The sequence below is a fragment of the Salinicola peritrichatus genome, from assembly GCF_003206715.1.
Lineage (GTDB): Bacteria > Pseudomonadota > Gammaproteobacteria > Pseudomonadales > Halomonadaceae > Salinicola > Salinicola peritrichatus.
Window position 1 is genome coordinate 51,750 of the sequence record NZ_PZJU01000011.1, and the last position, 17,590, is coordinate 69,339.

At 62.5% G+C, this 17,590-nt stretch carries 17 protein-coding genes; 9 read left to right on the top strand and 8 right to left on the bottom strand.

The genetic code is table 11. The features are described 5' to 3' along the window. Window positions 1-237 precede the first annotated feature (237 nt). From DOM57_RS06560 to DOM57_RS06570, 3 genes are all read left to right on the top strand, one after another. Window positions 238-567 carry a DUF1820 family protein gene (locus DOM57_RS06560; RefSeq protein WP_110648433.1) on the top strand — a complete coding sequence of 110 codons (330 nt, stop codon included), beginning with the start codon at window positions 238-240 and terminating at the stop codon, window positions 565-567. A gap of 245 nt (window positions 568-812) precedes the next feature. Further along, window positions 813-1,430, top strand: coding sequence for a TIGR04211 family SH3 domain-containing protein (locus DOM57_RS06565; protein WP_110648434.1), 618 nt, complete (start codon window positions 813-815; stop codon window positions 1,428-1,430). Window positions 1,431-1,451: 21 nt separating this feature from the next. After that, window positions 1,452-2,087, top strand: a complete 636-nt coding sequence (locus tag DOM57_RS06570) for a thiopurine S-methyltransferase (RefSeq protein ID WP_110648435.1) — start codon at window positions 1,452-1,454, stop codon at window positions 2,085-2,087. A gap of 140 nt (window positions 2,088-2,227) precedes the next feature. Here DOM57_RS06570 and DOM57_RS06575 read toward each other — a convergent pair whose 3' ends face one another. The 8 genes from DOM57_RS06575 to ggt all read right to left on the bottom strand — a co-directional run bounded on the left by DOM57_RS06575 (window position 2,228) and on the right by ggt (window position 11,206). Then, complete coding sequence (locus DOM57_RS06575) at window positions 2,228-2,818, bottom strand: YajG family lipoprotein (protein ID WP_110648436.1); 591 nt, start codon at window positions 2,816-2,818, stop codon at window positions 2,228-2,230. Between the two features lie 247 nt (window positions 2,819-3,065). Further along, window positions 3,066-4,145 carry a sulfate/molybdate ABC transporter ATP-binding protein gene (locus DOM57_RS06580; protein WP_110648437.1) on the bottom strand — a complete coding sequence of 360 codons (1,080 nt, stop codon included), beginning with the start codon at window positions 4,143-4,145 and terminating at the stop codon, window positions 3,066-3,068. Beyond that, window positions 4,142-4,969 (bottom strand): sulfate ABC transporter permease subunit CysW, encoded by an 828-nt coding sequence (gene cysW / locus DOM57_RS06585; protein ID WP_110648438.1) that lies wholly within the window; start codon window positions 4,967-4,969, stop codon window positions 4,142-4,144. Before cysW ends, DOM57_RS06580 begins: the two co-directional genes overlap by 4 nt. Next, on the bottom strand, window positions 4,969-5,823 hold the full coding sequence (gene cysT, locus DOM57_RS06590; RefSeq protein ID WP_110648439.1) for a sulfate/thiosulfate ABC transporter permease CysT: 855 nt from the start codon (window positions 5,821-5,823) through the stop codon (window positions 4,969-4,971). Before cysT ends, cysW begins: the two co-directional genes overlap by 1 nt. Continuing rightward, window positions 5,820-6,848, bottom strand: coding sequence for a thiosulfate ABC transporter substrate-binding protein CysP (gene cysP / locus DOM57_RS06595; RefSeq protein ID WP_110648440.1), 1,029 nt, complete (start codon window positions 6,846-6,848; stop codon window positions 5,820-5,822). The genes cysT and cysP overlap by 4 nt, the downstream gene beginning before the upstream one ends. A 253-nt stretch (window positions 6,849-7,101) precedes the next feature. Further along, a complete protein-coding gene (locus tag DOM57_RS06600; RefSeq protein ID WP_110648441.1) occupies window positions 7,102-8,520 on the bottom strand; it encodes an alpha,alpha-trehalose-phosphate synthase (UDP-forming) in 1,419 nt (472 codons plus the stop codon). A 59-nt stretch (window positions 8,521-8,579) separates the two neighbouring features. After that, a complete protein-coding gene (otsB, locus tag DOM57_RS06605; protein WP_162619464.1) occupies window positions 8,580-9,287 on the bottom strand; it encodes a trehalose-phosphatase in 708 nt (235 codons plus the stop codon). A gap of 170 nt (window positions 9,288-9,457) precedes the next feature. Then, window positions 9,458-11,206, bottom strand: a complete 1,749-nt coding sequence (gene ggt, locus DOM57_RS06610) for a gamma-glutamyltransferase (RefSeq protein WP_110648443.1) — start codon at window positions 11,204-11,206, stop codon at window positions 9,458-9,460. 275 nt (window positions 11,207-11,481) lie between these two features. Between ggt and DOM57_RS06615 the strand changes: the two genes are divergently transcribed. The 6 genes from DOM57_RS06615 to DOM57_RS06640 all read left to right on the top strand — a co-directional run bounded on the left by DOM57_RS06615 (window position 11,482) and on the right by DOM57_RS06640 (window position 17,543). Then, entirely contained in the window at window positions 11,482-12,192 is a 711-nt protein-coding gene (locus tag DOM57_RS06615; protein WP_110648444.1) for a gluconate 2-dehydrogenase subunit 3 family protein, read from the top strand. A gap of 3 nt (window positions 12,193-12,195) precedes the next feature. Further along, a complete protein-coding gene (locus tag DOM57_RS06620; protein WP_110648445.1) occupies window positions 12,196-13,968 on the top strand; it encodes a GMC family oxidoreductase in 1,773 nt (590 codons plus the stop codon). Between the two features lie 11 nt (window positions 13,969-13,979). After that, window positions 13,980-15,296: a c-type cytochrome gene (locus DOM57_RS06625; protein WP_110648446.1), complete on the top strand. Its 1,317-nt coding sequence runs from the start codon at window positions 13,980-13,982 to the stop codon at window positions 15,294-15,296. A gap of 253 nt (window positions 15,297-15,549) precedes the next feature. Then, a complete protein-coding gene (rpe, locus tag DOM57_RS06630) occupies window positions 15,550-16,236 on the top strand; it encodes a ribulose-phosphate 3-epimerase (RefSeq protein WP_110648447.1) in 687 nt (228 codons plus the stop codon). A 31-nt stretch (window positions 16,237-16,267) separates the two neighbouring features. Continuing rightward, window positions 16,268-16,534, top strand: coding sequence for a GIY-YIG nuclease family protein (locus tag DOM57_RS06635; protein ID WP_239496138.1), 267 nt, complete (start codon window positions 16,268-16,270; stop codon window positions 16,532-16,534). A gap of 262 nt (window positions 16,535-16,796) precedes the next feature. Then, the gene (locus tag DOM57_RS06640) at window positions 16,797-17,543 is read left to right on the top strand and encodes a ParA family protein (protein ID WP_110648449.1); all 747 of its coding nucleotides are present in this window, start codon (window positions 16,797-16,799) and stop codon (window positions 17,541-17,543) included. Window positions 17,544-17,590: the final 47 nt, after the last annotated feature.

Consider the following 17,590-nt stretch of genomic DNA (forward strand, 5'->3'; position numbering starts at 1 on the left):
GGTTGCGTTGCGGCCATGCGCGCGTCACCGATGCCCGTGAAGTAAACAATGGGAAAAAGACCGAAGCGGTGCCGGACCGGAGGGGCCGACTACCGTTTTGAGAACGCGACATTATACGGGCGTGGGCGGGAAACAGCCAACCCGGGCTGCTCGCATGGGGCGGTGGCTGTGGTACCCTTGCGCCTATTTACGATGGCGGCCGGTGGTGCCGATGATTTTTGAGAGAGTCGTTCGTTTATGTCGTTGAAGCCGATCTATCGGGTGGTGTTTCACAATCAAGGAGAAGTGTGGGAGCTCTACGCACGCGAGATCTTCCAGAGCGACCTGTGGGGATTCATCGAGGTCGAAGCCTTCGTGTTCGAGGATCACTCCAAGGTGGTCGTCGACCCGGGTGCCGAAAAGCTGCGCCGCACCTTCGATGGCGTCAATCGTAGCTATATCCCGTACAACGCCATCATCCGCATCGACGAGGTCGAACGCGGCGGGGCCGCCAAGGCAGTCAAGGCCGAGGGCAACGTCGCCGAGTTCCCGCGGCCGATGGCGTGGCCGCCGCGGGAAGACGGCTGAAGCGATGACGACTGGTCAGAATTTCACCAATTTGTCGTCAGCGCTGGGACTACCGGAGGATCGCGCCATCACTGCGCAGGTTGTCCCAACGGTTATCCACAGAAAGTGTGGATTCTTGATTTGACCACCCTCGCAGGAAGCGCGGGCCGTTCTCATCGTCGCGTGGAAAAGGATCACTGAAATCCCGATTCAGCGTCTCCGAAGATGCCGAACCGTTATCGATTAGCCACTAAGATCACGACGATATGTTGAAAATTCGAATTGTTGCGATGGGTTGCACCCTCGGCGCGGCCCTGTTTTCCGTCACTGCCATGGCCCAGGACAACCACTGGGTCAGTGACCATTTGCCCACTTTCGTCCGCAGTGGGCCGACCGACGAATATCGCATCGTGGGGACGCTGGAGAGCGGCGACCCGGTCACGGTGCTCCAGACCCAGGGCGATTACACTCAGGTTCGCGGACCGGACGGCGACACGGTATGGATTCAATCCCAGTTCGTGCAGTCCGAGCCCAGCGCCCAGCAGCAGTTGCCGGCCCTGCAGCAGAAAGTCGACCAGCTGACGCAGCGCCTGGACGGTATCGACGACGAATGGAACCAGCGCGTGGCCGACATGCGCAGCGAACTCGAGAGCCGAAAACAGCAGGTCGAAGAGCTACAGTCCACCAACGATCAGCTCAGCCAGGCTTATTCCCAGGCCGAGAGCAAGATGCGCGAGATGCAGGCGCGCCTGGACACCCAGGAAGAAGATCTGCTGATGCGCTATTTCATGTACGGGGGTGGCGTCGCCGGGGCGGGGCTGGTCGTCGGCTTGATCGTACCGCACCTGCCGCGCCGTCGGCGCAAGCGCGACCGCTGGTTCTGATCGCGGCGAGCGGAGGCAAGCATGTCGGCAACCGACTGGCTCGAGCGCTGGCGGCAGGGGCGCATCGGGTTTCATCGCCAGGCACCGCATCCCGCGTTGATGCGTTACTGGCCCGAGTTGGCGCTCGACCCGGACGCCAAGGTGCTGGTACCGCTATGCGGCAAGAGCCACGACATGCGCTGGCTCGCCGCCCGCGGCAATCCCGTGTTGGGAATCGAACTGTCGCCGCTGGCGATCGAACAGTTCGTCAGCGAGGGCGGCCAGCCGGCACTGCGCTACCGTCAGTCGGGATTCGAGTGCACTCGCCAGGGCAGCATCGAGCTATGGCGCGGCGATTTCTTTCATTTCCATGTCGAGCAGGCGGCGGAACTGGCCGGGTTCTACGACCGGGCCGCGCTGATTGCGCTGCCGCCGGCGACGCGTCAGCGTTACGCGCACCATCTGGCACACCTGCTGCTACCCGGCACCCGAGGGCTGCTGATCACGCTGACGCACGACGATCCCGAGCGCGGCCCGCCATTCAGCGTGACGCCTGACGAGGTCGACAGACTGCTGTCGCCCAACTTCGAAGTGACGCTTTGCGCGCAGGCCGAACCTGACGCCGAAGGCTTGCAGGAGAGCGTCTGGCGTCTGCGAAGGCGCGGGCCAACGGATTGAACCGGTCCGGTCATTTGGCAGTCCGCCTGCGCTTGAATGACGGCGCCCACCGCAGAAAAAACCCGTTCGAGAGCCGGTCTCGAACGGGTTTGTCTTTGGCAGCCTGGCTGGCTGCGACCGGCGGCGACCGGTCGCGTTGATCACTGCGCCAGCAGGTTGGCCAGTTGCTGATCGCGGAAGGTGCGGTCGAGCGCGTCGCCCAGCAGGTCACTGACCATGCGATTGTTGGTGTCCCAGTCCGGCTTGAAGGCGTAGCTCTGCTTGCGCTTCGAGGTGTAGCGGCCGGTGTAGGTGTTGGTGCCATTCTCTACCTTGGCTTCGATGATCGCCTGCAGCTGTGACGCGCCGAGCAGCGGTTCGTCCGCGCTGCCACGGGCGTAGGCGAGCTCGGCCAGGGTCAGCGTCAAGGTCGGGCCGCCGCCATTCTGGGTCGGCGTGAAGCCCATGCTGCGCAGCGCGTTCTCGGCCTGGGTCTGGATTTTCGGAATCACGTCATTGGCTTCGACGGTAATGGTCGAGGTCGCCGAGGTCGAGCCGGAGCGGGTGCCGATGACATTGCTGTCGCGACCATCGACCACGTTCAGGGTGACCGGCTGGCCGTTGCCGGTATGCGGAAAACCACCGCTGACCTTGGGATTCACCGACAGAATCTGTGGACTCTGGGCGCAAGCGGCCAGCACGCCAACCATCACCAGCGCCGCCACGCACTTGAGCGCAAACCATTGACGCATAAAAGCTAACCTCTCGAGTCGATGAAACAACGGAAACACTGCATAAATGTCTGCGCAGGCGAATCGCTGCGTTACGCGGTGCTGGAGCGCCAGCCCGGTCGAATCCTCACCTATACCTCATAGGCTCTGACTGCTGCGCTCCGTGCGCTTCATCCTGCTCGCCAATTTATTCAGCGTTTCCTAAACGATGCCCATTATAGACATCGTTCACGACGATCCGTAATACGCAAGCGTCACGACCGTCAGCTCAGAAGCTGGGCGCCAGCGTCTGGGGACGTGCGGTGTCGAAGCGGTGCAGTTGGCTGGGAATGGCGAACAGCCGCTTGCCACGGGTGATCGCCAGGCGATCGAAGTCGGCATGGCTGACGGCGGCCTGCCACGGTTCGCCGAGCCAGTCCGCCTCCAGTTCCAGGCGAACTTCCGCGCCCACCGGGACGATGGCCGTCACCGTTACCGGTAGGTGGGCGCGATCGTTGGCGTGTTCCGCCAGGCGGATTTCGTGAGGGCGCAGCAGCAGCTCATGGCGGCCGTCGCCGACCTCGGGTACCGCCACCCGGGCGTTGCCGCAGGTCAGCAACTCGTCCTCGACATCGCCTTCCAGTCGATTGACCTCGCCCAAAAACTCGAACACGAAGCGGTTGGCTGGCTGGCGGTAGAGAACGTCGGGCGTGGCGATCTGTTCGACCCGGCCGTTGCTCATCACCACTACGCGATCGGAGAGCTCCAGCGCCTCTTCCTGGTCATGAGTGACGAACAGGCTGGTGAAGTGCAACTCTTCATGTAGGTGGCGCAGCCAGCGGCGCAGCTCCTGACGCACCTTGGCATCGAGCGCGCCGAACGGCTCGTCCAGCAGCAGCACGTCCGGCTTGAGCGCCAGGGCACGGGCCAGCGCCACGCGCTGTTGCTGGCCACCGGAAAGCTGGGCGGGGTAGCGCGCGGCGAAATCGCTCAGCTTGACCATCTCCAGCAACTGCATGACACGGGTGCGGATCTCGCCGCTCGAGGGGCGCTGGGCGCGGGGCAGGGCATGCAGGCCGAAGGCGACGTTGTCGAACACGCTCATGTGGCGGAACAGCGCGTAGTGCTGGAAGACGAAGCCGATGCGCCGCTCGCGTACGTGAACGTGGGTGACGTCGCGTTCGCCGAAGTGGATCGTGCCGCCATCGGCCTGTTCGAGACCGGCAACGATGCGCAGCAGCGTGGTCTTGCCGGAGCCGGAGGGGCCGAGCAGGCCGATCAGCTCGCCGTCGTGAATGTCGAGATCGATCGGCTCCAGGGCACGGGTGCGGCCATAGGTCTTGTCGATCTGCGCAATGCGAATGCTCATGTCGCGGTCTCCCGGCGCGCGGCGCGCCACTCGAGTGCGGCCTTGGCGGCCAGCGTCAGCAGCGCCAGCAACGCCAGCAGCGAGGCGCTGGTGAAGGCACCGACGGTGTTGTAGTCCTGATAGAGTTGCTCGACCTGCAGCGGCAGGGTGTTGGTCTGGCCACGAATGGCCCCGGCGACCACCGAGACGGCGCCGAATTCACCCACCGCGCGGGCGTTGGTCAGAATCACGCCATAGAGCAGGGCGTGGCGGATCTTGGGCAGCGTGACCCGACGGAAGATCGTCCAGCCGGAAGCGCCCAGCGTCACGGCGGCCTCTTCCTCCCGCGCGCCCTGGGCCTGCATCAACGGAATCAGTTCGCGGGCGACGAACGGACAGGTGACGAAGATCGTCGCCAGCACGATGCCCGGCCAGGCGAACATGATCTGGATGTCATGGCTGTCGAGCCAGCCGCCTAGCCAGCCGTTGCGCCCGTAGAGCAGCAGATAGACCAGACCGGCCACCACCGGCGACACCGCGAACGGGATGTCGATCAGCGTTTGCAGCAGACGGCGTCCGGGGAACTCGAAGCGCGTCACCAGCCAGGCGAGAAAGACGCCGAAGATCAGGTTGACCGGCACCGTCAGCAGGGTCACCAGCAGCGTCAGGCCGATGGCTGCCACGGTGTACGAATCGCTCAGATTGTGCCAGTAGACATCGATACCGCGCATCAGCGCCTGGGCGAAGATCGCCACCAGCGGCAACACCAGAAACAGCGCGGTCAGCGCCAGGGCGATGCCGATCAACAGCCGCTTCACCCGCGGTGCGTCACCGATTCTGACCATCAGCCGCGCCCTCCGTGCAGTCGCTTGATGAAACGGCCCTGCCACAGGTTGATCGCCAGCAGCAGCGCGAGCGAGGTGGCGAGCACGATCGAGGCCACCGCCGAGGCGCCGGCGTAGTCGTACTCCTGCAGCTTGACGAAGATCATCAGCGAGGTGATCTCGGTCTCGTAGGGTTTGCCGCCGGCGATGAAGATCACCGCGCCGAACTCACCCAGCGAGCGCACGAAGGCCAAGCCCGTGCCGGTGACCAGCGCCGGCCACAGATGGGGCAGGATCACCCGCCGAAAGGCGTGGGCGTCCTTGGCGCCCAGCGTGATCGCCGCCTCGTCCACCTCGGCCGGCAGGTCCTCCAGCACCGGCTGCACCGTGCGCACCACGAACGGGATGCTGGTGAAGGCCATCGCCAGCGCGATGCCGACCCAGGTATAGGCGACCGAGATGCCCAGCGGTTCGAGCAGTTGCCCGACCCAGCCGCTGCTGGAGTAGAGCGTGGCCAGCGTGACGCCGGCGACCGCCGTGGGCAGGGCGAAGGGGAGATCCATCAAGGCATCCACCAGACGCTTGCCGGGGAACTCGTAGCGCACCAGTACCCATGCCATCAGTAGGCCGAACACGGCGTTGAACAGCGCGGCGATGACGGCCGCCATCAGCGTCACGCCGTAACTGGCGACGATGCGCGGATCGGTGATCAGAAACCAGTATTGCGAGGCGCTCAACTGCGCAAGCTGCCCCACCAGACTGGTCAAGGGCAGCAGCAGAATCAGCGAAATGAAGGTCAGCGAGACGCCGAGCGACAGGCCGAAACCCGGCAACACTCGGCGTTGGCGACCCATGCGTAGGGTGGAAGCGATCATTGGCGCTGCAGTTGGTCCAGTTCACCACCGCTGGCGAAGTGGGTCTCCATCGCTTCGGGCCAGCTGCCAAAGAGGTCTTCGACGCGCAGTAGCTTGGTTTCGGGGAAGCGATCGCTGAACTCGGCGGCGACGGTTTCGTCGTTGACGCGATAGTTGAAGCCGGCCAGCAGGCGTTGTGCTTCTTCGGTGTAGAGATAGTCCAGGTAGCCCTTGGCCAGATCCTCGTTGCCGTTACGCTCGGCATACTCGTCGACCACGGCGACCGGGAACTCGGCCAGAATGCTGACCGGCGGCACCACGACTTCGTAGTCGTCCTTGCCGTATTCGTTGCGGATATTGTTGACCTCGGACTCGAAGGTGATCAGCACGTCGCCGATACCGCGCTCGACGAAGGTGGTGGTCGCGCCACGGCCGCCGGTATCGAATACCTCGACGTTACCGAGGAAGGTCTTCATGAAGTTCTCGACCTTGTCCCGATCGCCGTCGAAGGCTTCATCGGCGTAGCCCCAAGCCGCCAGATAGGTGTAGCGGCCGTTACCCGAGGTCTTGGGGTTGGGGAATACCAGGGAAACATCGTCGCGGGCGAGATCGTCCCAGTTCTCGATGTGCTTGGGGTTGCCCTTGCGTACCAGGAAGGCGGTGGTCGAGTAGTAGGGCGAAGCATGGTTGGGGTAGCGATCCTGCCAATCCTTCGCTACCAGGCCGGCGTCGGCCAATACGTTGACGTCGGTGACCTGGTTGAACGTGACCACGTCGGCGCGCAGGCCCTGCATGATCGAGCGGGCCTGGGTCGAGGAACCGGCATGGGACTGCTTCACGCTGACGGTCTCGTCGTGCTGCTGTTGCCACCAGTCGATGAACTTCGGGTTGATGGCGGCAAACAGTTCGCGGGCGATGTCGTAGGAGGAGTTGAGCAGCTCCCGCGACGGTTCCTGCGCCTGTGCCGGCGTTAGCGTGCCCAGCGAGAGTGCCAGGCCAAGAGCGGAAGCGGTGAGCCAAGAGCGGGTAGCGGTCAACCAGTTCATGTGTCAGTTCCCTACGGATTATTCGCGTTGGCGGCAAGGCTAAATAAACCTTAATGGAATGACAATCGGTTAAAATAGAACTTTTTGTTCTATAAAGGTGAGACTGATCAATAAGCCATGCTTCAAGGAGCCCGTGGTTGCGCCGGGAAAGGGGAAGCACATGAAGGAGCCGTATGCGTTCGTCAGCGGTGCGGAAGCTGTCGGAGGCTAGCTCCGCACCGCTGACTTGGAATTCGGCGAATCGCTGTCTCGCTCAGCCGTTGATGATGCTTCTTCGGGCAGGAGGCAACGTGGATAGAGCGTGCGGGAGCGTGTATCGAAGATCCTCGACGAAACGTTGCCACCACTGGGTGAGACTATTGTGGGTGAGATTCTTCAGCATGCTCGCATGGCGTTGCCGGCGTTCTTCCTGCGGCATCTGCAACGCCTGATGAAGTGCCTGGGTGATGGTATGCGGATCATAGGGATTGACCAGCAAGGCGCCATCCAGCTCCTGTGCCGCGCCGGCGAATTCGCTCAGCACCAGGACGCCGGGGTCCTGCGGATCCTGAGCCGCGACGAACTCCTTGCACACCAGGTTCATGCCGTCGCGCACAGGGGTCACCAAGCCTACTCGAGCGGCACGGAAAAGTCCCATCAGTACCGCTCGAGGGTAGGTCTTGTTGATGTAGTGGACCGGCGCCCAGCCGAGATCCGAATAAAGCCCGTTGATATGGCCCGCCTGGGTTTCGAGTTTCTGGCGCAGCTCATCGTATTCATTGATCGCGCAGCGTGAGGGACTGGCGACCTGGGTATACAGTACCTTGCGTCGATACTCGGGGTAGTGTTCGAGCAGTTCCTGGATGGCACCCAGACGCATGGATAGACCCTTGGAGTAATCGAGTCGGTCGGCGCCGGCAATCAACGCACAGTGGCCGAGCGATGCGCGTAGATTCATGAGGGTTCGCTTGGTCTCGCTATGCTGGGATTCTTGCTGCAGCGTGTCGACATCCACCCCCACGGGATAGGTTCCCAGACGCACCCGGCGGTCGCCGTGGAACAGTACGTTTCCCTTGACCGTGGCGCCGAGAATGCGTGTCGCCGCGTCGCGGAAGGACTCCTGGTCGCGCGGTGTCTGGAAACCCAGCAGGTCATAGTCGAGAAACTGCATCAGCAGTCGCTTGTGGCCGGGAATGCAGCGCAGCAACTCCGCGCTGGGAAAAGGGATATGCAAAAAGAAGCCGATCGGTGTGTCGACGTCGCGACGACGCAGCGCATTGCCTAGCGGGATCAGGTGGTAATCATGCACCCAGATCAGTTCGTTGCCCTTGAGTAGCGGGGTAATCTCACTGGCAAATCGCTCGTTGGTGGCGTAGTAGGTCTCGGCGAAGCGGCGGTGAAAGTTCATGGCGCCGAGGTTTAGATGAAAGATCGGCCACAGCACTTCGTTGGAAAAGCCCAGATAGTATTCATCATGTTCTCGTTGTTGCAGTGGCAGGGTGGCATAGGTGACGTTGCCACGTTGCGTGCAACGTGCACTTTCCCGCGCATCGCTGACTTCCCCATTCCAGCCGAACCAGATGCCTCCATGGCTGGCAAGTGCATTGTTGATGGCAACCGCGAGGCCACCCGCCTGCTGCCGCCCCGCCTGAGGCACCGAGACGCGATTGGAAACGATGACGAGGTCTCTCATGATTCTTCTCCTCCCTCCGTTGGGTTCGAATGCGATATCGAATCGGTGTTGGAGATGGTTCAACGTGACTGAGTCGACAACAGGGATTCCAGCCATGTCAGAACTTCCTCCACGCTGTTCAGATGATATCGGGCCTTGCTTCCGACGGTCTTTCCCACGCGGATGGAGATGCCGTTGTGTGCGTTGACTATGGGGAAGGCGTCCTCGTCCGTGCTGTCGTCGCCAATGAAAATCGGCGTGCGGTCCCGGAAAGGGGGCGTTTCGAGCAACGCTTCGATGGCGCGCCCCTTGTGGCAGCCCGCCTGACGCAACTCCAACAGGCACTTGCCTTCGCTGAGCGTGTAATGCCTGCCATGCGCCTGCTGCAGACGATGCATGATGTCGCGGCAAGCATCCTGGCATTGCGGCGCTTGCCGGTAGTGCAGCGCAAAGGCGTAGGTTTTGTCTTCGAAGAAGGTTCCGGGGTGGCGGTCGCAGAACTCGCCGAGGACTGTTGCGATGCGCGAGGCGTCATGATGCTCGCGTTTCAGAGCATGGCGATTGCCGTCGAAGGTTCGCCATTGTGCGCCATGGCAGCCGACCAGTGTCATGGGCAACGGTGTGGTGAGGTGTTCGAGATCCTGGAGATGTCTTCCGCTGACGAGTGCGACGGCTCCTTCCCAGAGAGCATGGCATTCGCTCAACAGGCGGCGTTGGCGAGGGGGCAAGGTTACTGCATCCGGATGCGCGGCGAGAGGTACCAGTGTCCCATCGAAATCCAGAAACAAGGCAGTCTCGGTCGCGGCAGGTTCCGGTGGCTTGGCTGGGCTCATCGAGACCGGCTCCGATATCCAAAACGACTTAATAACTATGGGTGGCCGGAAATATTTCAACCGGATCCCGAGCGTACATGGCGGCCCCGTAGGGTGGCCGCCACCGGCGGCGTCCTGAATGGACATCACAGCCCCATGGCGGAAGAGGTCGAACGCCGTGGATCGGCGCCACCGGTGAAGGTGCCGTCGTCCCCGATCAGGATCGACTGCGCCGCGCCCATCGCCTCCTGCCGGCTGACCTTGTGTCCCATCGCCTCGAGCAGGGCGACGGTGTCCGGGCTGATGCCATCCTCGATGCGAATCTCGTCGGGCAGCCACTGGTCGTGAATGCGCGGCGCGCTGACCGCGCTCTGGATGTTCATGCCGTGGTCGATCACGTTCATCACCACCTGCAGCGTGGTGGTGATGATGCGCGAGCCGCCGGGGCTGCCGGTGATCAGGAAGTTCTTGCCGTCCTTCTTGACGATGGTCGGCGTCATCGAGGAGAGCATGCGTTTCTCCGGTTCGATCTTGTTGGCTTCGCCGCCGATCAGGCCATAGGCGTTGGGTGTGCCGGGCTTGGCCGAGAAGTCGTCCATCTCGTTGTTGAGCAGGAAACCGGCGCCGTCGACGACGATGCCGGAGCCGTAGCTGAAATTGATGGTATAGGTATTGGAGACCGCTAGGCCGCTGTCGTCGGCGATCGAGAAATGCGTGGTCTCGTTGGATTCGTAAGGCAGCGGATTGCCGGCGGCGATCTCGCTGCTCGGCGTGGCGCGGTCGAGATCGATCTGGCTGCGCAGTTCGTCGGCGTAGGCCTTCGAGGTAATGCCCTCGAGCGGCACGTCGATGAAATCGGTGTCGCCAAGATACTCGGCGCGGTCGGCGTAGGCGCGCTTCATCGCTTCGCTCATGACGTGAATGGTACGCGCCGAATTGAAGCCCATGGCGCCGATGTCATAGCCCTCGAGAATATTGAGCATCTGCACGATGTGGGCGCCGCCGGAGGAGGGCGGGCTCATGGCGTAGACGTCATAGCCGCGATAGGTGCCATGCACCGGCTCGCGAATCGTCGGCTGATAGCTGGCCAGATCCTCGGCGCTCATCAGGGCATCATGCTTGTGCATCTCGGCCACGATCAGCTTGGCGGTTTCGCCTTCATAGAACTCACGCGGGCCATGCTCGGCAATGCGCTTGAGTGTGGCCGCCAGGTCCGGTTGCCGGAAGCGCTCGCCGGCGCGGTAGAGCGAGCCATCCGGCTTGAAGAACACCTTGCGCGTGGAGTCCCATTTTTCCAGGCGTTCGCGAGCATCTCGAATGCCTTCGGCGAAGCGGGGCGGAATCACGAATCCCTCGTCGGCCAGTTTGATGGCGGGCGCCAGCGCCTCGGCCAGACTCAGCGTGCCGTACTTGTCCAGCGCCAGTGCCAGGCCTGCCACGGTGCCCGGCACGCCGGAGGCATTGTGGGTATAGCGCGACAGCTCGGGGACCGCATTGCCGTCCTCATCCTGAAACATCGTCTCGTAGGCCTTGGAAGGCGCCTTTTCGCGATAGTCGATGGCGATGACCTTGCCGCTCTTTTCATCCGAAATCAGCATGAAACCGCCGCCGCCGATATTACCGGAGCGGGGCTGGGTCACGGCCAGCGCAAAACCGGCGGTGACGGCGGCGTCGACGGCATTGCCGCCGTCGGCGAGCACGTCGTGGGCGATCTGCGAGGCGAGATAGTGGCTGGTGGCGACCATGCCGTGTTCGCCCACTTCGGGATGGAAGCGCTCTCCCTCGAGAATGGCGGATTGGGCCAGCGCGCAGGCGGAGAAGGCCGCCGTGATGCACAGGGTTGCCAGTAACGTGACGAACCGGTGCTTGACAGGACGAGAGCAGGGCCAGGGCATGCGGGATCCTCTTTGATTCAGGTGGTTGTGCTTGGCTTCCAGTTATAGAAACCTAGCCGAAGAAAGAACGAGTTACGGCTTTCGTTCACGTGCTAAGCATTCCGAGGTGTGATAGTTTGCCGCAGGTGTGGCAAAGAAAAACCGTCGCGGCGAGCACCGCCAATGACGGATGAAAACCGGCGCGTGTTCAGACCTTCCCCGGACGCCGCCTGACAAAGGCTCGACCAAGAACGAGCCGAAAGCTGTGCTTCACCCGGACTGTGAAGGAGATAATCATGAGCTCAGAGCTCGAGAACGCGTCCCGTCGCGGTTTCATCAAGGGTTCCCTGATGATGATTCCGGCGGTGACCGTGGGCAGTGGCGTTTCGCTGACCGCCGCCGCCGCAGAACCCCCCGCCGACCTGAACGACTACCAGCCGACGTTTTTCGATGCCGATGAATGGAAATTCATCCTGGCTGCCTGCGACCGTCTGATTCCGAGCGACGGCGAGGGACCGGGCGCTTTGGAAACCAACGTGCCGATCTTCATCGACAAGCAGATGGAAGGCAAATTCGGCCATGCAGCGGACTGGTACATGAAAGGGCCGTTCTTTGACGACGTTTCGTCGCTGTTCGGCTATCAGTCACCGCTGACGCCGCGTGAGGTCTATCGCAAGGGCATCGCCGCGACGCGCCAGTATTGCCAGGACAATCACGATAACGACTTCGCAGCGCTCGATGAAAAGACCCGCGAGCAGGTGCTGACCCAACTCGAGAAAGGCGAACTCGAATTCGACGATGTCTCCTCCGGCCAGTTCTTCGCCTTCCTGCTGCAGAACACCAAAGAGGGTTATTTCGCCGACCCGATCCACGGCGGCAACAAGCACATGGCAGCGTGGAAGTTCATCGGCTTCCCGGGTGCCCGCGCGTCCTATCTCGAATGGGTCGATCAACACAACAAGGCTTACCCGCTCGGTCCGGTCAGCCTCACTGGCGAGAGGGGATAAACCATGGCCAAGACCAATCCGCACGTCGATGTCGTTCTGGTCGGCCTGGGCTGGACCAGTTCGATCATGGGCATGGAGCTGACCGACGAGGGCTTGAGCGTGCTGGCGCTGGAACGCGGGCCGGATCAGGATACCGTTCCCGACTTCGCCTACCCCAAGATGGCCGACGAACTGACCTACGGTGTGCGCTACCAGCTGATGCAGCGTCCGGCCAAGAGCACCCTGACCGTGCGCCACGGGGTCAAGGACACGGCGGTGCCTTATCGCAGTCTGGGGTCGTTCCTGCCGGGTAACGGCGTCGGTGGCGCCGGTACACATTGGAACGGCCATACCTGGCGGCCGCAGCCGCAGGAGCTGCGGCTGAAGAGTTACGTCGGGGAGGCTTTTGGCAGCGACATCATCCCCGATGAGATGACCATTCAGGATTTCGGCGTCAGCTACGATGAACTCGAGCCGCATTTCGATTTCTTCGAGAAGGTTGCCGGGATCTCCGGCAAGGCCGGGAACCTGAATGGCGAAATTCAGGAAGGTGGCAATCCGTTCGAGGGCTGGCGCTCCAGCGAGTATCCCCAACCGCCGATGCCGCGAACGCTCAACGATACCCTGTTCCACGACATGGCCAAGGATCAAGGGTTGCATCCGTTCCCGCTGCCGGCGGCGAATTCCTCTGGGGCGTATACCAACCCTTATGGCATGCAGCTGGCACCGTGCAACTATTGCGGTTTCTGTGAACGCTACGGCTGTCTCAACTACTCCAAGTCGTCGCCGCAGACCTGCGTGCTGGGTGCACTCAAGCAGCGCAAGAACTTCGCCTACCGCGCCAACTGCGAGGTGATGAAAGTCAACCTCGACAGCGACGGCAAGAAGGCGACCGGCGTGACTTATATCGACGAAAACGGCGACGAGGTCATTCAGCCGGCCGACCTGGTGATCCTGGGAGCGTACTCGCTGCACAACGTTCATTTGCTGCTGTTATCCGGTATCGGTAAACCTTACGACCCGATCAGCGGCGAGGGGGTGGTCGGCAAGAACTATGCCTACCAGATGAATGGCGGCGCGACGCTTTACTTCAAGGACAAGGAGTTCAACCCGTTCATCGGCGCCGGGGCCAATGGCGAGACGCTCAACGACTTCGGCGTCGAGCAGATCGACTTCGGTCAGGAAGGCTTCATCGGCGGTTCCTATTTCAATGCCGCCATGACCAATGGCCAGCCGATCCGCAACATGCCGCTGCCGAAGGGCGCGCCGAGTTGGGGTGCGGAGTGGAAGCAGGCGGTGCAGGAGTCCTACGGCCATACCATGACCATCGGTTCCCACGGCAGCAACATGTCCTACCGTGACTGCTACCTGGACCTCGACCCGAACTACACCGACGACTACGGCCGCCCGCTGATGCGCATGACCTTCAACTGGAAGGCGAACGACGTTCGCATGACCCAGTTCATGAAGCAGAAGATCGATGTGCTGTCCAAGGCACTCGGCCCGGACGACTACAAGCTGTCGTTCAAGGACTTCGACTCCCAGTACGACGTGCGCCCGTACCAGACCACCCACAACGTCGGCGGTGCGATCATGGGGACCGATCCCTCGACCAGCGTGCTCAATCGCTACCTGCAGTCCTGGGACGTGCACAACGTGTTCGTGATGGGCGCGAGTGCCTTCCCGCAGAACATTCAGTACAACCCGACCGGGCTGGTCGGCGGTCTGACCTACTGGGCGGCCAAGGCGATTCGCGAGCAGTACCTGCCCAATCCCGGACCCTTGGTTCAAGCCTGAGGAGAGCGATCATGACCCATCGATATTGGCTGGCCGCGCTCCTTGGCTGTGGCCTAGCGGGAGTGGCGGCGAGCGCCACGGCGGCCGAGCAGACCGAAGTCGAACGCGGCGCGTACCTGGCTCGCGCCGGCGACTGCGTGGCCTGTCATACCGCGCCGGGCGGCAAGCCGTTCGCCGGCGGCCTGGAGATCGAGAGCCCGTTCGGCACCATCATCTCGACCAACATCACACCGGATCCGGACGCCGGCATCGGCAACTATTCGCGGGACCAGTTCGCGGCGGCGCTGCGCGAAGGCAAGCGCGCCGACGGCGCCAATCTCTACCCGGCGATGCCGTACCCGTCCTATGCCAAGCTCAGCGACGACGACATCGACGCGCTCTACGCCTACTTCATGCAGGGCGTCGAGCCGGTATCCGAGAAAGCGAAGGAGAGCGACATCGGCTTTCCGTTCAATCAGCGCTGGGGGATCGGCCTGTGGAACTGGCTGTTCGCCGACGCCGAAGCGTTCGAACCGAAAGCAGGGCAGAGCGAGCAGCTCGCCCGCGGTGCCTATCTGGTTCAGGGGTTGGGCCACTGCGGCAGTTGCCATACGCCGCGTGGGCTGTTGTTCCAGGAGAAGGCGCTGGACGACAGCGACGACGCCTATCTGACCGGCGAGACGCTGGGCGGCTGGTGGGCGCCCAATCTGCGTGGCGGAGGTGACAGCGGCAGTGGTCTGCAGAATTGGAGTGCCGACGACATCGTCGATTATCTCGCGACCGGGCGGAACGATCATAGCGCCGTGACCGGCGAGATGACCTCGGTGGTCGCCAACAGCACCTCGTATTTGAGCGACGATGACCTGCAGGCGATTGCGGCATATCTCAAGTCGCTATCGCGTGGTGCCGACGACGAGCAGGAGGCCCAGAGCGAGACCACGCCGGAGCAGACCGAGCAGATGCTGACCGCCGCCGACGTCGCCGACAAGCCGGGCGCGCGGCTCTATCTGGACAACTGCAACGCCTGCCACTTCGCCAACGGCCGAGGGGCGCCGCAGACGTTCCCGTCACTGGTCGACAACGAACTGGTCAACGCCGACGATCCGACCGGGCTGATCCACGTGATCCTGGCCGGGGCGCGGATGCCGTCGACGCCCGGCAAGCCGGAAGCGCTGGCGATGCCGGACTTCGGCTGGCGGCTGTCCGACGACGAAGCCGCCCAGCTGGCGACCTTCGTGCGCGGCGCCTGGGGCAACCACGGCGGCGAGGTGAGCGCCGACCAGGTGGCCAAGGTGCGTGAAAATCTGCCGCAAGACCTGGAGAGCAGCAAACCCGATTTCCAGGATTGACGAGATCCTGAGCGAACGACGCCTCGCCGGTCCCGCCGGCGAGGCGTTTTGTTTTACGTCTCGTCAGCCAAGGGACGCTAGAATGGACGGCAACCGCTCAAACTCAAGGAAGCGCTGAATAAATCGGCGAGCAGGATGAAGTGCAAGGCGCACGGAGCGCAGCAACCGGAACCTATGGGGTATAGGTGAGNNGCAGCGATTCGCCTGTGCAGTCATTTAAGCAGTGTTTCCTCAATGCAAGGATTCGCCGCTGATGCGTAACTTCAAGATTGCTCCTTCGATTCTCTCCGCCAACTTCGCCTGCCTGGGACAGGAAGTCGACGATGTCCTGGCCTCGGGCGCCGATATCATTCACTTCGACGTGATGGACAATCACTACGTGCCCAACCTGACCATCGGGCCGATGGTCTGCGAGGCACTGCGCAAGCATGGCGTGAGCGCGCCAATCGATTGTCACCTGATGGTCAAACCGGTGGATCGGCTGATCGGCGATTTCATCGATGCCGGCGCCAGCTACGTGACGTTTCATCCCGAAGCGTCCGAGCACATCGACCGCTCGCTGCAACTGATCCGCAGCCATGGCTGCAAGTCCGGGCTCGTCTTCAACCCGGCGACGCCGCTCTCCTATCTCGACTACGTCATGGACAAGGTCGACATGATCCTGATCATGAGTGTCAACCCCGGTTTCGGCGGCCAGTCGTTCATTCCCGCCGCACTGGACAAGCTGAGGCAGGCGCGACGGCGCATCGATGCCAGCGGGCTGCCGATCCGCCTGGAGATCGATGGTGGTGTCGGCCCCGACAACATCGCCGAGATCGCCCGTGCCGGGGCCGATACCTTCGTCGCCGGCTCGGCGATCTTCAAGGCGCGCAGCCTCGATGACCCGCACCGTTACGATGGCGTCATCGGCAAGATGCGCACGGCCCTCGAAAGCCTGTAATGGTTGCTGCGTGAGCGGGACGGGCACAGCGGTGGCAGAACCCCGGTGGTATCTCTACCTGATCGAGACCGCGAGCGGGGCGCTCTATACCGGCGTCACCACCGACGTCTCCCGTCGCTTCGCCCAGCACGTTCGCGGCAAGGGGGCGCGATCGTTGCGCGGCAAGGGGCCATTGAGGCTGCGTCATTGCGAGTGCGTCGGTGGACATGGCGATGCCTTGCGGCTCGAAGCGGCGATCAAGCGGTTATCCGCAGTCGAGAAGCGGAAGTGGTTGGTCGGCAGACAAAAGAAAAGCTAAGGAAACACTGCCTAAATGGCTGCGCAGGCGAATCGCTGCGTTACGCGGTGCTGGAGCGCCAGCCCGGTCGAATCCTCACCTATACCNNGCTCCGGTTGCTGCGCTCCGGGCGCCTTGCGACGGAGTGCCGCCCACTTCATCCTGCTCGCCGATTTATTCAGCGCTTCCCTAACGACGAGTGATTGTCACGATAATGTCATCATAAGGTGATAGCGCTGCGCGTAGAATTTCCGAACGTAAACTTACCAAGGAATTCAATGGTATGAAGGTCGTGGCGCTGCATAACCTCAAAGGGGGCGTCGGTAAAACCTCGGCGGCGGTCAACCTAGCCCGCGAAGCCAACCGGAATGGTTTGCCGACGCTGGTTTGGGATCTCGATGCCCAGGGCGCCTCCACCTGGATTCTGGGCGGCGAGAGCCGTTTGAGCCGCAAGGTCGACAAGTTGCTCTCGGGCAAGTCGCCGTTGGGCGAGCAGGTGCAGCATACGGCGTGGGAACGACTCGATCTGCTGCCCGCCGACATCCGCCTGCGCGATCTCGACCGCATCCTGGGGGAGAAGGCCGATGGCGACAAGCATCTCAAGCGCCTGGTCGAGCCTTTCAGCGAGGAGTACGCGCTGATGGTGCTCGACTGTCCGCCGGGCCTGTCGACCCTGGCCGAGCAACTGATCCGTGCCGCCGACCGTATTCTAGTGCCGACCATTCCCAGCCCGCTCTCCGTGCAGGCATATTCGCGCATGATCGATCACCTCGACCTCAAGAAGCGTCAGCGTGAGCGACTTTTTCCCTTTTTCAATCTGGTCGACCGGCGTCGCACATTGCATCGTGACTGGATCGACTCACCCCCGGCCGAAATCGGCCAGCCGATGCGGACCTGGATTCCCTACGCCAGTGACGTCGAGCGCATGAGTCTGGAATGCCGGCCGCTGGCGGATCTGGCACCGCGCAGCCGGGCGGCCCAGGCTTACCGTCGGCTGTGGCAGGAGCTCAAGGCGGATCTGGACGGGTAACATCGGGGTTCGGCAACGGCCTCATGAACCTGTATCCTTGATCAGTC

What these genes read in the sequence shown, in the direction of transcription:
- DOM57_RS06560 (WP_110648433.1), top strand. Translation starts at nt 238, where the DNA reads ATGTCGTTGAAGCCGATCTATCGGGTGGTGTTTCACAATCAAGGAGAA.
- DOM57_RS06565 (WP_110648434.1), top strand. Translation starts at nt 813, where the DNA reads ATGTTGAAAATTCGAATTGTTGCGATGGGTTGCACCCTCGGCGCGGCC.
- DOM57_RS06570 (WP_110648435.1), top strand. Translation starts at nt 1,452, where the DNA reads ATGTCGGCAACCGACTGGCTCGAGCGCTGGCGGCAGGGGCGCATCGGG.
- DOM57_RS06575 (WP_110648436.1), bottom strand. Translation starts at nt 2,818, where the DNA reads ATGCGTCAATGGTTTGCGCTCAAGTGCGTGGCGGCGCTGGTGATGGTT.
- DOM57_RS06580 (WP_110648437.1), bottom strand. Translation starts at nt 4,145, where the DNA reads ATGAGCATTCGCATTGCGCAGATCGACAAGACCTATGGCCGCACCCGT.
- cysW (WP_110648438.1), bottom strand. Translation starts at nt 4,969, where the DNA reads ATGGTCAGAATCGGTGACGCACCGCGGGTGAAGCGGCTGTTGATCGGC.
- cysT (WP_110648439.1), bottom strand. Translation starts at nt 5,823, where the DNA reads ATGATCGCTTCCACCCTACGCATGGGTCGCCAACGCCGAGTGTTGCCG.
- cysP (WP_110648440.1), bottom strand. Translation starts at nt 6,848, where the DNA reads ATGAACTGGTTGACCGCTACCCGCTCTTGGCTCACCGCTTCCGCTCTT.
- DOM57_RS06600 (WP_110648441.1), bottom strand. Translation starts at nt 8,520, where the DNA reads ATGAGAGACCTCGTCATCGTTTCCAATCGCGTCTCGGTGCCTCAGGCG.
- ggt (WP_110648443.1), bottom strand. Translation starts at nt 11,206, where the DNA reads ATGCCCTGGCCCTGCTCTCGTCCTGTCAAGCACCGGTTCGTCACGTTA.
- DOM57_RS06615 (WP_110648444.1), top strand. Translation starts at nt 11,482, where the DNA reads ATGAGCTCAGAGCTCGAGAACGCGTCCCGTCGCGGTTTCATCAAGGGT.
- DOM57_RS06620 (WP_110648445.1), top strand. Translation starts at nt 12,196, where the DNA reads ATGGCCAAGACCAATCCGCACGTCGATGTCGTTCTGGTCGGCCTGGGC.
- DOM57_RS06625 (WP_110648446.1), top strand. Translation starts at nt 13,980, where the DNA reads ATGACCCATCGATATTGGCTGGCCGCGCTCCTTGGCTGTGGCCTAGCG.
- rpe (WP_110648447.1), top strand. Translation starts at nt 15,550, where the DNA reads ATGCGTAACTTCAAGATTGCTCCTTCGATTCTCTCCGCCAACTTCGCC.
- DOM57_RS06640 (WP_110648449.1), top strand. Translation starts at nt 16,797, where the DNA reads ATGAAGGTCGTGGCGCTGCATAACCTCAAAGGGGGCGTCGGTAAAACC.